Annotated in this window: 9 protein-coding genes and 1 pseudogene; 3 read left to right on the top strand and 7 right to left on the bottom strand. The window is 63.0% G+C overall.

Features of this window, described 5'->3' with window-relative positions; all coding sequences use genetic code 11:
* Positions 1-13 precede the first annotated feature (13 nt).
* Together ACN9MO_RS08100 and ACN9MO_RS08105 are read left to right on the top strand one after the other, a co-directional pair.
* Positions 14-6,772, top strand: a complete 6,759-nt coding sequence (locus ACN9MO_RS08100; RefSeq protein ID WP_425987055.1) for a kinesin — start codon at positions 14-16, stop codon at positions 6,770-6,772.
* A gap of 242 nt (positions 6,773-7,014) precedes the next feature.
* Positions 7,015-7,437: a VOC family protein gene (locus ACN9MO_RS08105; protein ID WP_057248902.1), complete on the top strand. Its 423-nt coding sequence runs from the start codon at positions 7,015-7,017 to the stop codon at positions 7,435-7,437.
* Positions 7,438-7,640: 203 nt separating this feature from the next.
* Here the strand turns inward: ACN9MO_RS08105 and ACN9MO_RS08110 are convergent.
* A pseudogene (locus ACN9MO_RS08110) lies at positions 7,641-8,563 on the bottom strand (ribose-phosphate pyrophosphokinase).
* Positions 8,564-8,831: 268 nt separating this feature from the next.
* Between ACN9MO_RS08110 and ACN9MO_RS08115 the strand changes: the two are divergent.
* Positions 8,832-9,374 carry a GrpB family protein gene (locus ACN9MO_RS08115; protein ID WP_113132892.1) on the top strand — a complete coding sequence of 181 codons (543 nt, stop codon included), beginning with the start codon at positions 8,832-8,834 and terminating at the stop codon, positions 9,372-9,374.
* 167 nt (positions 9,375-9,541) lie between these two features.
* Here the strand turns inward: ACN9MO_RS08115 and ACN9MO_RS08120 are convergent, their stop codons facing one another.
* From ACN9MO_RS08120 to ACN9MO_RS08145, 6 genes are all read right to left on the bottom strand, one after another.
* On the bottom strand, positions 9,542-10,411 hold the full coding sequence (locus ACN9MO_RS08120; protein ID WP_057248900.1) for a cytochrome c1: 870 nt from the start codon (positions 10,409-10,411) through the stop codon (positions 9,542-9,544).
* 32 nt (positions 10,412-10,443) lie between these two features.
* On the bottom strand, positions 10,444-11,724 hold the full coding sequence (locus tag ACN9MO_RS08125; RefSeq protein WP_057248899.1) for a cytochrome b: 1,281 nt from the start codon (positions 11,722-11,724) through the stop codon (positions 10,444-10,446).
* Between the two features lie 14 nt (positions 11,725-11,738).
* The gene (gene petA, locus ACN9MO_RS08130; protein WP_057248898.1) at positions 11,739-12,317 is read right to left on the bottom strand and encodes a ubiquinol-cytochrome c reductase iron-sulfur subunit; all 579 of its coding nucleotides are present in this window, start codon (positions 12,315-12,317) and stop codon (positions 11,739-11,741) included.
* Positions 12,318-12,686: 369 nt separating this feature from the next.
* A complete protein-coding gene (locus ACN9MO_RS08135; protein ID WP_113132893.1) occupies positions 12,687-14,552 on the bottom strand; it encodes an ABC transporter ATP-binding protein in 1,866 nt (621 codons plus the stop codon).
* Positions 14,553-14,672: 120 nt separating this feature from the next.
* Positions 14,673-16,526 (bottom strand): ABC transporter ATP-binding protein, encoded by a 1,854-nt coding sequence (locus ACN9MO_RS08140; protein WP_057248896.1) that lies wholly within the window; start codon positions 16,524-16,526, stop codon positions 14,673-14,675.
* A gap of 49 nt (positions 16,527-16,575) precedes the next feature.
* The gene (locus tag ACN9MO_RS08145) at positions 16,576-16,950 is read right to left on the bottom strand and encodes a hypothetical protein (protein WP_156414593.1); all 375 of its coding nucleotides are present in this window, start codon (positions 16,948-16,950) and stop codon (positions 16,576-16,578) included.
* Positions 16,951-17,129: the final 179 nt, after the last annotated feature.

The raw sequence follows: 17,129 nt of genomic DNA on the forward strand, positions 1-17,129 counted from the left end.
GAGGCGTATCCCTATGGCGACGAAAAAGAGCAATGAGTCAATCGACGAGAAGGCCTTCCAGGCTTTGGAAGCGGCCCTGACGATCGATTTCGACGAGCTTAACTCGAGCCCGAACGACAAGACTTCCTTGGATGATCCGGAGGAAAATGTGTCTCAGCCCGGCAATCAGGCGCCCGCGCCCGATCAGAATAAAAGAGCAAAGTCTCAACCGGAGCCATCCCGCGCTGCGCGTGCTGCCGAAGCGGCCAAGACGCTCGCCCCGGAACCTGCGCCCAAATCCCCTTCCCTTTCCGCCGCCAACGACGATGGCCGCCGTTCGCCGGCTGCGATGCTGCGCGCACTCGACGTGCGCTCCAATCGCGCCGCGATCCGGGTTGCCGCGCTGGTGTCGATCATGTGGGCCATCGCCGGCCTCGGCATTGCCAACCTGCTCTATGGCCCGCAGATCTGGCAGATCCGCTCCCTGAGCGATCTGGCTGCGACGCCCGGCGCCATTGGCGTTGCAATCGGCATCCTGCTGCCGGTCATGCTTTTCTTCTCCTTCGCCATCATGATCGCCCGTGCGCAGGAACTGCGCAACGCCGCCCGCTCCATGGCTGAAGTGGCACTGCGCCTTGCCGAGCCCGAAACAGCCGCAGCCGATCGCGTCATGACTGTCGGTCAGGCCGTTCGCCGCGAAGTCTCGGCGATGAACGAGGGTATCGAGCGCACCATCGCACGCGCCACCGAACTCGAAACGCTTGTTCATTCCGAAGTCAACGCGCTCGAGCGCAGCTACAGCGAAAATGAACTGCGCGTCCGCACGCTGGTCCAGGAACTCGGCCTCGAGCGCGAAGCGATCATTGGTCATTCGGAGCGTATCCGCTCGGCCATATCTGGCGCCCACGGCAAGCTGAAGGATGACCTGGAACAGGCGAGCGACGACATCGCCTCGCGCATCGCGATTTCGGGCGAAGCCTTCGCCTCGCTGATCGACACGCGCGCCGCAGCCCTTAGCGAAAAGTCGGACACCGCCCTGCAGTCGATCGGCACCATGCTGTCATCCCGCACGGATGCGCTGCTTTCCGGCCTGACGGCGGCCGGCCTTGGCCTCAGCACCGAATTCGATACACGGTTCGACCAGTTGAGCGAGACGCTGACGAAGCGCGGCGACGACCTGCTCAGCCAGTTCGAGACGCGCGCCTCCTCGCTCGACGCCAGCACCGAAAGGCTGAACGCGGCATTGAACGACCGCGCACGCCAGCTCAACGAGACGCTGATCGCCCGCACGCGTGACCTGAATGAAAGTCTCAGCGTCGGCCAGCAGGCGATCACCGGCGGCCTCGATCATGTCCTCGCCTCGCTCAACGCCACGCTCGACGAGAAAGGCGCAAGCTTCCGTCAGAGCCTGCGTTCCAGCGCCGACGATGCGATCATGGATCTTGACCTGCGCGGCGGCTTCTTCGAAGAAAAGCTGCAGACCACCGTCGGCCAGCTCGCGACCGCCTTCGACGAGCGCTTCCACGAGTTTGCCTCGGCCTTCGACAAGCGCGCAAGCATGCTCGACACCAAGCTCATGGAAAGCCTGCACCGCATCAACGAGACCGTCTCCGGCGGCTCGGAAGCGATCGGCAGCGCGCTCGACAGCAGCATCGAGAAGATCGGCTCCGCCCTCTCCGACCAGTCGTTGACGCTGGCCGCGACGCTCGGCGCGACCCAGGACTTCATCGAGGAAACGATCACCAGCCGGACCTCGGAGCTCGGCAACCTGGTCGGCGATGCGCACAGCCGCATCGACAGCGTTCTTTCCGAGAAGACCAGCGGCCTCATGGGCGCCCTCTCCCAGGCGCAGGAGCGCATCGAAAACGGCTTCGGCCAGCGCGCCGACGCGCTTGCAAGCGCGCTCACCACCAGCGAACAGCGCCTGACCGAGGGGCTCGACACCCGCACCGCCGCCTTCGTTGACGGCCTGCACGCCGCCCATGCCCGCATCGAACAGACGCTCAGCGGCTCGACCGACGAAATCACCAGCGCGATCGCTGCCAGCCAGCACCGCCTGGACAACACGCTCTCCGAGCGCACGCTCACCCTTTCGACCATTCTGTCCATGGGCGCGGACTCGATCGACAACGCCGTCAGCGGCACGGCCGACCGGCTGGAGCGCGTTCTGTCCGAGCGTGGCGAAGCGATCTCCGAAGCGCTCACGACCCAGACGTCGGCCCTCGATGGCGTCCTCGCCGAACGCGCCGCCGCCATTACCTCGACGATGTCGTCGCGCGCCAATGAAATGGCCAACACGCTGAGCCGTCACGCCGAAGACGTGGCCGACAGCCTGACGTTCCGCGCAACGGCCGTCGCCGAAACCATGACCGACCGCGTCGGCGATATCGAGCAGAAGCTCTCCGAGAGCGTCAGCTCGATCGCAGAAAACCTCGGCGGCCGCGTCAGCCTGATCTCCGATACCCTCACCCAGACGAGCGCCCGCATCGCCGAGGATCTCAGTGGCCGCGTCGGCAAGATTTCCGACACGCTGACCGAGACCAGCGCTCACATCGCCGATGCCCTGACCGCACGCACGACCGAGGCGACCGCCTCGCTCGCCGGCAAGGCAGCCGAAATCGAGCAGACGCTGAGCGGCCGCGCCGAGCATCTGCGCGATACGCTGTCGTCAACGCACGAACAGATCCGCGCCACGCTCGACGACCGGATCAATGCGATCAATCTCGCTGTCGGCCAGGGTCGCGATCAGCTCGAAGGCATGCTGGCCGATCAGTCGACCGCTATCGCCACCACGCTCGCCACCAGCGCCAGCATGCTGGAAATGTCGCTGGAAGAGCGCCAGTCCGCGCTTGCCGGCGTCATCGACCGCAGCGGCGAAACGCTCGACACGCGCATGCGTTCGACGACGGGGCACATCGCAGACCGGCTGGCCGAGACCGCCAACCAGATCAGCCTCGCGGCCGACAGCCTCACCAACCGCGTCGACATGTCGATCAACGGCATCAACGACCGCCTCGACGATACCGGCCTGCGCATCGAGACGAGCCTTGGCTCCCTTGAGGAGCGCATGCGCGAAAGCGCGGGCAACATCGGCTCGATCGTCGATGAAACGGGCATGCATATCGAAACCCGCGTCGGTGTGCTCGAAGATCGCATTCGCAACACCGTCGGCAATGTCGGCACGGTCGTCGACGACACCGGCGCCCGCATCGAAAGCAACCTCGGCGCGCTTGAAAACCGCATCCGTGGCAGCGTTGCCAATGTCGGCTCCGTCGTCGACGATGCCGCTGCCCGTGTCGAAGGCGGCCTCAGTGCGCTGGAAGATCGGATCCGCGGCAGCGTCACCAGCGTCGGTTCGGTTGTCGGCGATACCGGCACCCTCATCGAAAACAGCCTCGGCGCCCTGCAGGACCGCATCCGCGGCAGCGTCAACGACGTCAACGCCCTGGTCGACGATACCGGCCTCCGCCTGGAAGTCAGCCTCAGCTCGCTTGAAGAACGCGTCCGTGACAGCGTCGGCAGCGTCAACGAGGTCGTCGACGGCGCCGGCCAGCGCATCGCCGACAGCCTCGGCGACCGGGCGGGCGACATCGATCGCATGAGCGAGACGGCGGCAAGCCGGATCTCCGGCGCCATCGAGGCTGGTGCGGAACGCATCGCTGAACGTCTCGGCACCATGGATCGTGCCCTCAACATCGGCCTTGAAAACGTCAACCGGACAATCGAAGGCAAGGCCGCCGTTCTCGTCAGCAGCCTGCGTGGTGCGGTCAGCGAAGCGACGCAGGATCTGGACGCGGAAGCCTCCCGCCTCGAAGGCAAGACCACCGATCTCGTCAGCAATCTGCGCAGCGCAGTCGGCGACGTGGCTCAGGAGTTCGATGCAGAGACCGTCCGCATCGAGGACAAGGCTTCCGGCCTCGTCACAACGCTTCGCGGCGCAGTCGGCAACGTGGCCAAGGAGTTCGATGCAGAAGCCGTCCGCATCGAGGACCAGGCCGCCGGCCTCGTCACCACGCTTCGCGGCGCTGTCGGCAACGTGGCCCAGGCGTTCGATGCAGAAACCGTTCGCATCGAGGACCAGGCTGCCGGCCTCGTCACCACACTTCGCGGCGTTGTCGGCGATGTCGCTCAGGAACTCGGCGCAGAAGCCATCCGCATTGAGGACAAGGCTGCTGGCCTCGCCACCACCCTTCGTGGCGCCGTCAGCGACGTTGCCCGGGAGATCGACGCGGAAGCGGCACGCTCGGCCGAACTCCTCTCCAGGGCCGGCGACGACTTCGCTTCGGCGCTCGCGGCCCGTCAGGCCGAGTTCGCCAACACGATCGACCAGACGGCAGCGGCAACCGCCGCCCGCCATGCGGACCTTGCCAATACGATCGAGCAGAAGGCTGCTGCCAGCGCAGCGCGTCACGCCGATCTTGCCCGGTCGATCGCCGACGCAGCCGATACGGCGACGGCACGGCTTGCTGCCACGCACAGCCAGATCGCCAGCCACGCCGACAACATCCACCAAGGCCTTGCCAACACCGAGAAGGCACTGGAAGCGCGCGGCGAAGCGATCCGCAACACGCTCGACGACCGCACCCGCGAGCTCAACTCGATGCTCGCCGGCCGCTCGCTGGAGCTGTCGCGCCTGATCGACGAACAGGCCCGCCCGGTCATCGACCAATATGCGGCAACCGGCCGCGAGGCCGCCGAACGCATCGCCGCCGTGACCCAGGAAAGCGCCGATCGCCTGCGCGCGGAAAATGCAGCCCTGGTCAACGCCATTGCCGAGCGCACGGGTGAAACGCTGAACGCGATCTCGCACCGCGCCGAGGAAACGGCGAAGGCGATGAAGATGGTCGAGAACCGTCTGCAGTCGACCGCCATGGGCCTGATCGACCAGCTCGCCAACAACAACGCTGCGATCGCCACGGTCATCGACCAGGCAAGCAACAACCTCGGCGAAATGGACCAGCGTCTGGAATCGACGATAGCCCGCGTGTCGGAATCGACCCGTCAGGCCTCCGACATGCTCTCGACCTCGACCCGCCTCATCGAAGGCAAGGTCGACAAGCTGTCCGACATTTCCGCCTCCACCCTGTCGAAGATCGGCGGCATCGTCGGCCGCTTCGAGGACCATTCGAAGGTGCTCGGCCAGGCGTCCGACCTGCTCGGCGCCGCCCAGTCGAACCTCGTCAGCACGCTCGAAGAACGCCAGGATGCATTGCGCACCCTGTCGGTCGGGCTCGTTCAGCGCTCGGAAGAGATCGAACGGACGATGCGTGCGCTCGAAGGCTTCGTCGATGGCGCCTTCCAGCGGGCCGAAGAACGCTCGGGCCTTGTCGCCGGCAACCTGCGCAGCGGCATCCAGCAGTCCTTCTCGGATGTTGGCCGCCTGCTGACCAGCGCCGAACAGCGCGCAGCCGAAGCAGCCGAAGCGATGCGAAACACGCTGGCCCAGGCCGGCGACGAAGCAGGCGCCTCGGTCGAGCAGGTCTTCAGCCGAGCCGAGGAGCGCTCGCGCCAGATCGCCGACACGCTCCGCTCCGGCGTCGAGACCTCGTTTGCCGACGTCAACAAGACGCTCTCCTCGGTCGAGGGCCGTGCGCTCGGCGCCTCCGAAGCGCTGCGCCAGGCGATCGCCAAGGTCGGCGAAGATGCCGGTGCATCGATCGAAGGCGCATTTGCCAACGCCGAGGAACGCTCCAAGGAAGTCGCCTCGCGTCTGCGCGGCAGCGTCGCAGCCTCGGTGTCCGACATCGAGCGCATGCTCGCCGAAAGCGGCAAGAAGTCTGACGGCGTCGCAGGGCAACTGCGCGACGCGGTTCGCGTTGCGATCGACGAGGCTATCGGCCGCTTCAGCGGTGCGACCGACGAAATCCGTCGCTCTGCCGGCGAGATCCGCAAGGAACTCGATATGACCCGCGAAGAACTGAAGCGCGGTGCCTTTGACCTGCCGGAAGAGGCCAAGGAAAATGCGGCGGTCATGCGTCGCGCCGTCGGCGAACAGATCAAGGCGCTGCAGGAACTGTCCGACATCATCGGCAAGTCCTCGACGCAGCTCGAGGTCGCCCAGCCGCTGCGTCAGCAGCCTGCCGCCGCTCCGGTCGCTCGTCCGGTGCAGCAGCAGCCGGCGCCGCAGCCGGTCATCCAGCCCCAGCCTGTTGCCCAGCAGCCTGTTGCCCAGCAGCCCGTAGTCCAGCAGCCCGTGGTGCAGCAGCCAGCCGAGCAGACGCGCCGGCAGGAACCGGCCCCGGCGCTGCGCGGCAGCCTCGGCATCGAACAGCCGGCCGTTCGCCAGCCCGCTCCGTCGCAGGCGGTGACCAGCGAGGTTGCAGAAGGTGGTGGCTGGATGCGCGATCTGCTGCGTGCGGCATCGCGCGAAGAGGCCCCCTCGCCGGCGCCACAGCGCCCGGCCGAAGCACAGCCTGCGGCGCGCACCGGCGACAGCCGCAACCCGCGCCACGTCGTCGAGTCGCTGAACTCGCTCTCGGTCGACATCGCCCGCGCCATCGATCACGATGCCTCGGTCGAACTGTGGCGCCGTTACCAGCGCGGCGAGCGCGACGTCTTCACCCGTCGCCTCTATACGCTGAAGGGCCAGCAGACCTTCGACGAGATCAAGCGCAAGTATGATCGCGAACCGGAGTTCCGCACCGCCGTCGACCGCTACATCGCCGACTTCGAGAAGCTGCTCGCCGATGTTGCCCGCAACGATCCGGACAAGCGCATCACCCAGACCTATCTGACGTCGGATACCGGCAAGGTCTACACGATGCTCGCCCACGCCGCCGGCCGCTTCAGCTAAGCGGCGCTGGCATATGATAAAGAAACGGCCCCGTCGCAAGACGGGGCCGTTTTCGCTTATGCAAACCCGCCAAGACCAACCGGGACCGGTAGCAGGGGCAGTGCTACCTTCGTGCATGGGCTCGGCCGTCACGCCGACCGCCATTACTACCGCTCAAAAAGCAGGCGTCCTCCGTTATAATGTATTGGAAGCAGCGCGGCCCATCCGGCAGCGTCTCTCCGTTTTCAGATCAGGAGGCGGACATGAAACCACGGTTGAAAGTCCTTACGCTCGCGGTAAACGATCTCGAAAAGTCTCTGGCCTTCTATCGCGACGGCATGGAGCTGCCGACGAAAGGAATTATCGGCCAGGAGTTCGAAGACGGCGCAGTGGTCTTCTTCCATATGGGCGACGACCTGATACTGGCGCTCTATCCCGCGCCGTCACTTGCCAAAGATGCAAAAATAACCGCGACGCAGACGCGGCTCGGCGCAGTGTCGATCGGGCACATCGTCAAATCAAAGGAGGAGGTCGATGTGGTCATGAAACAGGCCGAAGACGCCGGCGCGACCATCACCGATCGCCCACACGACCGCTTCTGGGGCGGCTATTCCGGCTACTTCCAGGATCCCGACGGCCACCTTTGGGAGATCGCCTGGAACCCGCAATGGACTGTCGCGGATTGAAAGGCTCGGGTGGCGCCCGCTACGATCAACAAAGCGGCCGGCGGTGTTAGAAAACACAACGGCCCGTCGCAAGACGGGGGCGTTTTCATTTGCGCGATCATCACGAAGCAAACCTGCTGGTAGCTTCCGCTGCCACGTTCCTTCGAAGATGCCCTTGTGGAGGGGCGATCCTCAGTCGCGGGGTCGTCGCGGCTTGTGTCGGCTTAGTTGAAAAGGCTTGAAACGCTTTGCTCTCTCGCCGTGCGAGCTAGCGCTTCGCCTATCAACGGCGCGATGGTGATGCGTCTGATGTTGGGGGTCTCACGTTGCGCTTCGGTTTCGTGAATGGAGTCGATTCCTTGAGCTGGCTGGCACCAATGCGTTCGCAGGCACCTTCGGAAAGAACGCCATGGGTGATATAGGCCGAAACGTCCTTGGCGCCAGACATCAACAACGCTTCAGCCGCGTTGATCAACGTGCCGCCGCTATCTACGATGTCGTCGACCAGAAGACATCTCTTCCCGGAAACATCGCCAATAATGTTCATCACTTCGGACACGCCAGCACGGGGTCGCCGTTTGTCGACGATCGCAAGATCGGTACCAATGCGCTTGGCGATGGCACGAGCGCGCGCCACGCCGCCCACATCAGGCGAAACGACCATTAAGTTCTCGATGTCGTAGTGCTGCTCAATGTCACGGGTCATCACGGGTGCTGAATAAGGATTATCGGTGGGGATATCGAAAAACCCCTGTATCTGGTCAGTGTGGAGATCGACCGTTATCACGCGGTTGACGCCTGCAGCGGCGATCATGTTGGCTACCAACTTCGCCGAGATCGGCGTGCGGCCAGTGGCGCGGCGATCCTGACGGGCATAGCCGAAGTAAGGGATAACGGCGGTGATACGGCGAGCGGATGAGCGGCGCAGTGTATCGGCCAGGAGAAGCAACTCCATAAGATTGCCGTCGGCGGGGGCGCTTGTCGACTGGAGAACATAGACGTCCTCCCCGCGTACATTTTCATGAAGTTGAACGTGGATTTCCTGGTCGGCGAAGCGCTTGACCGTACAATCTGTGAGGGAAAGATCTAAGTGGTTGGCAATGGCTTCGGCAAGGGCGCGGTTGGAGTTACCGGTCACCAGCTTCATTAGCGCGATCCTGTTCAAGGAGCCTTCGGGAGCAGAAGTTTGAGCTTGGGCACATTTAGAGACTTGTGCGCGAAATCACAACCAAGCGCTGTGCATTCTTGCGAGATGATCGGCCTCCGTTGGACCGCGGCCTTGGCCGGCTTGCCGATTGCGGACGACGAACCTATTTACGCCGTCGTCTCCAAACCAGCCGGAGTCAATCCGCCAGCATAGAGCCCTGCAGGAGCTTGATCTCTCAACGCCAATAAACACAGCGCCGACAAAGACCATGCAACCGATTGAAATCTGCGCCTGGTGTCCCGAATGGCCAACTCAGTTCGCCGTCAAGGCAAAGCTCATCCGAAGCGTGTTGGACGCGCACGCTATGCGCATCGACCACATTGGCTCGACGGCGATCCGAGGTCTGGCGGCAAAGCCGATCATCGACATTCAAATTTCGGTGGCCGATCTGCAATCCGTCGAAGTCCTGAGGGAGAGGATGACGGCCATTGGATACGTGTGGCGACCATCGAATGCTGACCTGACCAAGCGCTATTTCCGAGAGGCGCCAGGCAACGAGCGTACGCATGTTCATGTGCGCGGGCGCGGAAGCTGGAGCGAGCAATGGTCCTTGCTGTTCCGGGATTACATGCGTGCCCACGCCCATGAGCACGCGCCCTATGGAGAACTCAAGCGCGCCTTGGCGGCGCGATACCAGAATGATCGAGTGGCCTACACCGAGGCCAAGTCCGAACACCTCTGGACAATTATCCATCGTGCAGATCGCTGGGCGGCCCAAACCGGCTGGCAGCCGGGCCCGTCCGACGCTTGACCGCACGCGCCACAGCGAGCGCGAGCACTCTGCGGCCAGCGCCAGGTCGGCTGGCCCCCTGCAAGGCCTGCATCCCGCCGCGACCGGACTTCCAAAAGAAAAGGCCCCGGACGAACCGGGGCCTTTTCTTTGGATCTTAATCAGAGCCGGCTTAAGCCGGCCGACGATCAATGTTCCTTGTTGGCGTAGACCGACTTCTTCGTAAGGTAGACGAGGCCGGTGAAGATCAGTAGGAACACCATGACCATGAAGCCGGTGCGCTTGCGGTCTTCGAGGTGCGGCTCGGCCGCCCACATCAGGAACGACGCAACGTCCTTGGCGTACTGGTCGACCGTCTGCGGGGTGCCGTCGTCGTAGGTGACCTGGTCGTTCGAGATCGGCTGCGCCATTGCCAGAGCGGCAGCGTTCGCGAAGTACGGGTTGTAATGCGTGCCTTCGGCGACTTCGACGCCCTGCGGCGGCTCCTGGTAGCCGGTCAAAAGCGCATGGATGTAGTCCGGGCCGCCTTCCTGGTAGGGCCAGAACATGTCGAAGACGAACTGCGGGAAGCCGCGTTCGATACCGCGTGCCTTGGCGATCAGCGAGAAGTCCGGCGGAGCTGCACCGTTGTTCGATGCCGCAGCCGCTTCCTTGTTCGCGTAAGGCGACGGGAAGTGGTCGGACGGCAGAGCCTTGCGGGTGAACATCTCCCCATCGGCATTCGGGCCGTCCTGAACTTCGTAGTTGGCCGCAAACGCCTTCACCTGTGCTTCCGAATAGCCGAGGCCCTCGAGCGTACGGAAGGGCACCAGGTTCATCGAATGGCAGGCCGAACAGACTTCGGCGTAGACCTTCAGGCCGCGCTGAAGCTGGCCCTTGTCATAGTGGCCGAAGGGGCCGGCAAAGCTCCATTCCTGCTGTTCCGGCTTGTGGATCGGATAGTGAGGCGTACCGCCGCCGTGCTCCTCGCCGCCCTTCGCCTCTTCGGCGATAGCTGCACCGAGACCGAGACCAGCGACGACAGCGAGTGACAGAATGCCTGTAACAAGCTTTTTCATTGTTGTGGGTTCCTTATCAATCGCTGTTCTGATCAGGCGCGCGCGGCGGCCGGCTGCGCCTTGGCATTCTGCTTTTCCAGCACCGCTTCGGTGATGGAGTTCGGAATGCGCTTCGGCGTTTCGATCAGACCGAGAACCGGCATGACGACGAAGAAGAAGCCGAAGTAGTAGAGCGTGCCGATCTGCGACATCACGACGTAGAGGCCTTCTGCAGGGCGCGAGCCGAGCCAGCCGAGCATGATGGCGTTGACGACGAAGATCCAGAAGAACAGCTTGTACCACGGACGGTAGACGGCCGAACGGACCTTGGACGTATCGAGCCAGGGCAGGAAGAACAGGACGATGATCGAGCCGAACATCACCAGAACGCCGCCGAGCTTGGAGTCGATCGGGCCGATGTTGAAGGTGATGGCGCGCAGCATCGCGTAGAACGGCAGGTAGTACCATTCCGGAACGATGTGAGCGGGCGTCTTCAGCGCGTCAGCCGGGATGTAGTTGTCCGGGTGGCCGAGGAAGTTCGGCATGTAGAAGACGAACCAGGCATAGACGAGCAGGAAAACGGAGACGCCGAGCGCATCCTTCAGCGTCGCATAGGGCGTGAAGGCAACGGTATCGGTCTTGGACTTCACTTCAACGCCGGTCGGGTTGGTCTGGCCGACGACGTGCAGCGCCCAGATGTGCAGCACGACAACGCCGGCGATCATGAAGGGCAGCAGGTAGTGCAGCGAGAAGAAGCGGTTCAGCGTCGGCTGGTCAACGGCAAAGCCGCCAAGCAGGAACTGCTGGATCCACTCACCCACCAGCGGGAAGGCGGTGAAGAAGCCGGTGATAACGGTCGCGCCCCAGAAGGACATCTGACCCCAGGGCAGAACGTAGCCCATGAAGCCGGTCGCCATCATCAGCAGGTAGATGACCACGCCGAGGATCCAGAGGATTTCGCGCGGAGCCTTGTAGGAACCGTAGTAGAGACCACGGGCGATGTGCAGGTAAACGGCGATGAAGAAGAAGGATGCGCCGTTGGCGTGCATGTAGCGCAGCAGCCAACCCTGGTTGACGTCGCGCATGATCTTTTCGACCGAGTTGAACGCAACGGTCGTTTCGGCGGCATAGTGCATCGCCAGAACGATACCGGTGAGGATCTGGACGATCAGCATCACCGAAAGCATGGCACCGAAGGTGTATGCGTAGTTCAGGTTCCGCGGAACCGGATAGGTGATGAAGCTGTCGTGAATCATACGCGGCAACGGCAGACGGGAATCAACCCATTTCTCAATGCCAGTCGTCGGCGTGTAGGTTGAATGTTCAGCACTCATTATCAGTAGTCCCCTCAACCGATCTTGATAACTGTGTCGGAAACGAACGTGAAGGTCGGCACGTGAAGGTTCTCCGGCGCCGGACCCTTACGGATGCGGCCGGCCGTATCGTAGTGCGAACCGTGGCAGGGACAGAACCAGCCACCGAAGTCACCGGCCTGACCAAGCGGCACGCAGCCGAGATGGGTGCAGGAACCGATCATGACGATCCAGTTTTCCTTGCCTTCGCCGGCAGAGCGATCGACGTCGCTTGCCGATGCGTCGGCCGGAAGGTTGGCATTGCGCGCAACCGGATCCTTCAGGTCGTCGAGCTTGACGGCCTTTGCCTCTTCGACTTCCTTCTCAGTACGGTTGCGGATGAAGATCGGCTTGCCGCGCCATTTTGCCGTCAGCGACATGCCGGGCTGCAGGCTCGAAACATCAACCTCGATCGAGGCGAGCGCGAGCGTCGATGCATCCGGACGCATCTGGTCGATGAACGGCCAAGCGACAGCACCGGCGCCGACGACGCCTGCCATACCGGTAGCCAGATAAAGGAAATCGCGGCGAGTGGGCTCGCCCAAGGCCTCGCTTGAAGTGTCGTGTTCGCTCACGGCTAAACCATCCTCTCACGCAATGTTGCGGAAACCGCATCCGCCCCCGGCGAAATTCCTGCCCCTTGCGGTTTGATCCAGGTCAAGGAACCACGCCCTATTCATAGTGCTAACGCCCCCGCCGTTTTGCGCTTGCAAACACGACATCGGCACCAGAATCCGAAAAAATTCTGCGCACCCACGGCACACAGATTCCCCGTCAATCCGGCGCGTTCTATGCTTGATCGCAAATTATGTCCAGCCTTGACAAGGGGATGCGGTCAGATTGTCGCGGGGAAAAGCGCGGCCAATCGGCACAAGGACTTGACGGTCGCCAGTTAGGCTGAATTCGGGCCGGTCGAGCGGGCGTTGAAGCGGTCTTGAACCGCCCTACTCCGCCGCTTCCTCGCGGGCGAGAAATCCGCCCGACTGACGCGACCAGAGCCCGGCGTAAAGCCCGCCGCGGGCAACGAGTTCCGCATGGGTTCCCTCCTCGACGATCCGCCCCTTGTCCATCACCACGAGCCGGTCGAGCGCCGCGATCGTCGACAGCCGGTGCGCGATCGCCAGCACCGTCTTGCCCTGCATCAGGCGGTCGAGATTGGACTGGATCGCCGCTTCGACCTCAGAATCGAGCGCCGAGGTCGCCTCGTCGAGCACGAGGATCGGCGCATCCTTCAGCATCACCCGGGCAATGGCGATGCGCTGGCGCTGACCGCCCGAAAGCTTGACGCCGCGCTCGCCGACATGGGCATCGAAGCTCTTGCGGCCGCGCTGGTCCTGCAGGCCGAGAATGAAGTCGTAGGCTTCGGCCTTGCGCGCGGCGGCAATCAGTTGCTCCTCGCTCGCATCCGGCCGGCCGAAGAGGATGTTGTCGCGGATCGAGCGATGCAGCAGCGAAGTATCCTGGCTGACCATGCCGACCTGGGCGCGCAGTGTCTCCTGCGTGACCGCTGCGATATCCTGCCCGTCGATACGGATCCGGCCGCCCTCGAGGTCATAGAAGCGCAGCAGCAGATTGACGAGCGTCGACTTGCCTGCGCCGGAACGGCCGACGATGCCCACCTTCTCGCCCGGGCGAACGATCAGCGAAAAATCGTCGATGACGCGCTCGCCCTTGCCGTAATGGAAACGGACGTGTTCGAATCGGATTTCCGGCTGGCTGACGGCGAGCTCTGCGGCATCGTGCCGGTCGACGAGACCGATCGGCTGCGACACGAGTTCGGCCGAGTTCTGGATCGTGCCGATGTTGCGCATGATCGAATTGAACTGGGTCATCATGCGGCCAAGCAGCATGTTGAGCCGGAGCACCAGCGCCAGCGTGAAGGCGACGGCGCCGGAACTGATCGCGCCGCCGAGCCAGAGATGGATCGCATAGATGGCGATGGCCGTGATCATCATGCCGGAAAGCAGCGCCAGCGAAGCGCGCACCGCCGTCAGAAGCCGCGTGAACGGAATGACCGCATGCTGGAACCGATCGAAGCCGGAGCGGATATAGCGGTCGTTCTCGTCGTCGCGACCGAAGAGCTTCAGCGTCTGGATATTGGAATAGGCATCGACCATGCGGCCATTCAGCATCGAGGCCATCTCGGCCGTATCGCGGGCATGTTTGCGGATGCGCGGAACGAAGTAGCGGGCGAGCGCCAGGAAGACGACGATCCAGAAGGCGACCATCGCCGCCAGACGCCAGTCGAGTTGCGCCACCAGCGCCATGGTCGAGGCCGTGTAGATGACGATGAACCAGACGACCTGCAGCAGCGAGACGATCAGATCGCTCGTCGCCTGGGCGCCTGCCCAGACCTTGGTGACGATGCGGCCGGAAAAGTCGTTCTGGAAGAAGGTCAGCGACTGTCGGGCCACATGCACATAGGACTGCCAGCGCACCAGATTGAGAAAACCGGTGATGATCGATTGTTCTTCGACGAGCGCCGCCAGCGACACCGCAATAAAGCGGAACACCATCACCGTCAGCAGCATGAACAAAAGTTCGGGGCCGTTCGCGGCGATGAGCCCGCTCCAGCCGGCTTCCGGCTTCACCGTGTCGAGAACGTCGACCAGTCGCCCGACGAAATAGAACAGCCCGGCCTCAAGCATGGCGACGAGACCGCCGAGCACGGCCATCGCGATGAACGGTCCCTTCGCCTGTCTGGCGTAGAACCAGGCGAAGCCCCAGAGCGATTTGGGCGGCTGCAGACGCTCGCGCGGCGCGAACGGCTTGATCCAGTTCTCGAAGAGGCGGACGATGGCGCTGAGCATGGTTCCGATATAGGCGGTTCGGCGGGAACAGCAATCGGTTTCCGTCCGATTGCGGGTTACAAATGCGTAACGTCTAAGAGAGCGGCCCGCCGCTCTTTCGAACGGCGGGCCGACGGCATCTTACTCCGCCGCCTCTTCCTTCTCGACGTCGTCGGCGATGAAACCGCCGGACTGGCGCGACCAGAGGTCGGCATAAAGGCCGCCCTTGGCGACGAGTTCGCCGTGCGAGCCGGTCTCGACGATCCGGCCCGCTTCGAGGATCACCAGCCGGTCCATCTCCGTCAGCGTCGACAGGCGGTGGGCGATCGCGATCACCGTCTTGCCGGACATCAGCGCGAAGAGGTTTTCCTGGATCGCCGCTTCGACTTCGGAATCGAGCGCCGAGGTCGCCTCGTCGAGGATCAGGATCGGCGCGTCCTTGAGGAAAACGCGCGCGATCGCGACGCGCTGCCGCTGGCCGCCGGAAAGCTTGACGCCACGTTCTCCGACCTGGGCGTCCAGCGCCTTGCGGCCCTGGTTGTCCTCGAGCCCCTGGATGAAGTCCCAGGCGTTCGCCTTCTTCGCCGCGGTAATGATCGCCTCGTCGTCCGCCTCCGGATGTCCATAGGCGATATTATCGCGAATGGAGCGGTGCAGCAGCGAGGTGTCCTGCGTGACGACGCCGATCTGGGCGCGCAGGCTGTCCTGCGTGACGGTGGAGATATCCTTGCCGTCGATCCGGATCGCACCGTCCTCCAGGTCGTAGAAGCGCAACAGCAGGTTCATCAGCGTCGTCTTGCCGGCGCCTGAGCGACCAACGAGACCGATCTTCTCGCCCGGTTTGATGTCGAGCGACAGGTGATCGATGACGCCCTTGGCTTTGCCGTAGTGGAAGCGGATGTTGTCGAAGGCAATCGCCCCCTTGTCCGCCTTCAGCGCCTTGGCATCCGGTTCATCGACGATATCGTGCGCCTTTGTCATCATGCCGATGCCGTCATAGACCGTACCGATGTTCTCGAAGAGCGCCGAGACTTCCCACATGATCCACTGCGACATGCCGTTGATGCGCATCGCCAGACCGACCGCAATCGCGATCGCGCCGACCGAGATCGCACTCGTCAGCCAGAGATGGATGCCAAGCGTGGCGATCGCAAAGAGTGCGATGCTGTTGTTGGCATAAACGAGGATATGGAACAGCGTCACCTTGCGCATCTGGCGATGTACGGTGTCGAGGAAACCGTCCATGCCGTCACGCGCATAGCCTTCCTCGCGGCCGGCATGCGAGAACAGCTTGACCGTGCCGATGTTGGTATAGCTGTCGACGATCCGGCCCGTCATCATCGAGCGCGCATCGGCCTGCTCCTTGGAGATCTTCTGCAGGCGCGGCACAAAATAGCTGACGATGCAGATGTAGATCGCGAGCCAGATGGTGAGCGGGATAACGAGGCGCCAGTCGGCGGTCGCCACGACCGCGAGCATGGTGACGAAGTAGCTGACGACATAGACGAAGACGTCGAGGATCTTCATCACCGTTTCGCGCACCGCAAGCGACGTCTGCATCACCTTCGTCGCCACGCGTCCAGCGAACTCGTTGGCAAAGAAGGTCATGCTCTGGCGCAGCAGGTAGCGGTGCATCTGCCAGCGGGCGATCATCGGATAGTTGCCGAGCAGCACCTGGTGCATGATCAGCGAGTCGATCGCCACCAGGCCAGGCAGGCCGATGAGGACGAGTGCGCCCATCCAGAAGAGCCTGCCGCCCTCGGCCTCCAGGAATGTGTCGCGGTTGGCGCTCGACAGCCAGTCGACCATGTTGCCGAGGAACTGGAACAGCGCCACCTCGCCGACGGCGATCAGCATGGTGCAGACGGACATAATCAGTAGCCACGGCACGGCCGGCTTGGAATAATGCCAGCAGAAGCCGAAAAGGCTTTTCGGCGGGAGCGTCGGCTCCTCCGCCGGATAGGGATTGAGGCGGGATTCAAACCAGCCGAACATTGCATTGCTCCTTCAGAGTATTTTGAAGGAAAGCGGGGTTTCCCCGCATTCATATGATGAAAAGGTCAGTCCGGAAATGCAGCCCGAAAGAGGGCTTCGTCTTCCGGAGTCCCGGAAGCGCGTCGATCTCTTTTAAAAGATAGGTCGCGGAACCGGTCAGGCCAAACGGTGGCCCACTACTCCAGGAAGGCGTGTCAACATCAATACATTCATGTTTGCCTCCGTCGGTTCGCGTTGAAGAGGCCTGATCTCTACCCTTATTCGCGCCGGCATGCCAGATTGTCGCAGGCTGTTTCTTGCACATTTTTTCACCGTTCGGATATCTGTTGCCGTTTCGGCACAGATTAGCGCCGGCAATATCAGCGACCGCAAAAGCACGCAGCGCCGAGCCTTTGGCAGCGGAAAACACGGATGACTGCTTCATCGGATACGCCTCCTGATCTTCAAGGTGTCGGTTTCGTCCTTCGCCGCCCCCGCGACGGTGATGTGGATGCGCGCCTGAGGCTCGGCCGCCATCCGGAAATCTACCGAATGTTCGGTGCGGGCCGGTCCTTTCCCGGCCTCTTCAGTCAGGCGCCTGGGTTGCGCGGATCGCCGGACACC

It is taken from the genome of Ensifer sp. R-19 (assembly GCF_049905105.1).
Lineage (GTDB): Bacteria > Pseudomonadota > Alphaproteobacteria > Rhizobiales > Rhizobiaceae > Ensifer.

Bases quoted from the DNA above. Each gene is read 5' to 3' on its own strand.
- ACN9MO_RS08145 (WP_156414593.1), bottom strand. From the start codon at position 16,950: ATGAAGCAGTCATCCGTGTTTTCCGCTGCCAAAGGCTCGGCGCTGCGT.
- ACN9MO_RS08115 (WP_113132892.1), top strand. From the start codon at position 8,832: ATGCAACCGATTGAAATCTGCGCCTGGTGTCCCGAATGGCCAACTCAG.
- ACN9MO_RS08125 (WP_057248899.1), bottom strand. From the start codon at position 11,724: ATGAGTGCTGAACATTCAACCTACACGCCGACGACTGGCATTGAGAAA.
- ACN9MO_RS08120 (WP_057248900.1), bottom strand. From the start codon at position 10,411: ATGAAAAAGCTTGTTACAGGCATTCTGTCACTCGCTGTCGTCGCTGGT.
- ACN9MO_RS08135 (WP_113132893.1), bottom strand. From the start codon at position 14,552: ATGCTCAGCGCCATCGTCCGCCTCTTCGAGAACTGGATCAAGCCGTTC.
- ACN9MO_RS08105 (WP_057248902.1), top strand. From the start codon at position 7,015: ATGAAACCACGGTTGAAAGTCCTTACGCTCGCGGTAAACGATCTCGAA.
- ACN9MO_RS08100 (WP_425987055.1), top strand. From the start codon at position 14: ATGGCGACGAAAAAGAGCAATGAGTCAATCGACGAGAAGGCCTTCCAG.
- ACN9MO_RS08140 (WP_057248896.1), bottom strand. From the start codon at position 16,526: ATGTTCGGCTGGTTTGAATCCCGCCTCAATCCCTATCCGGCGGAGGAG.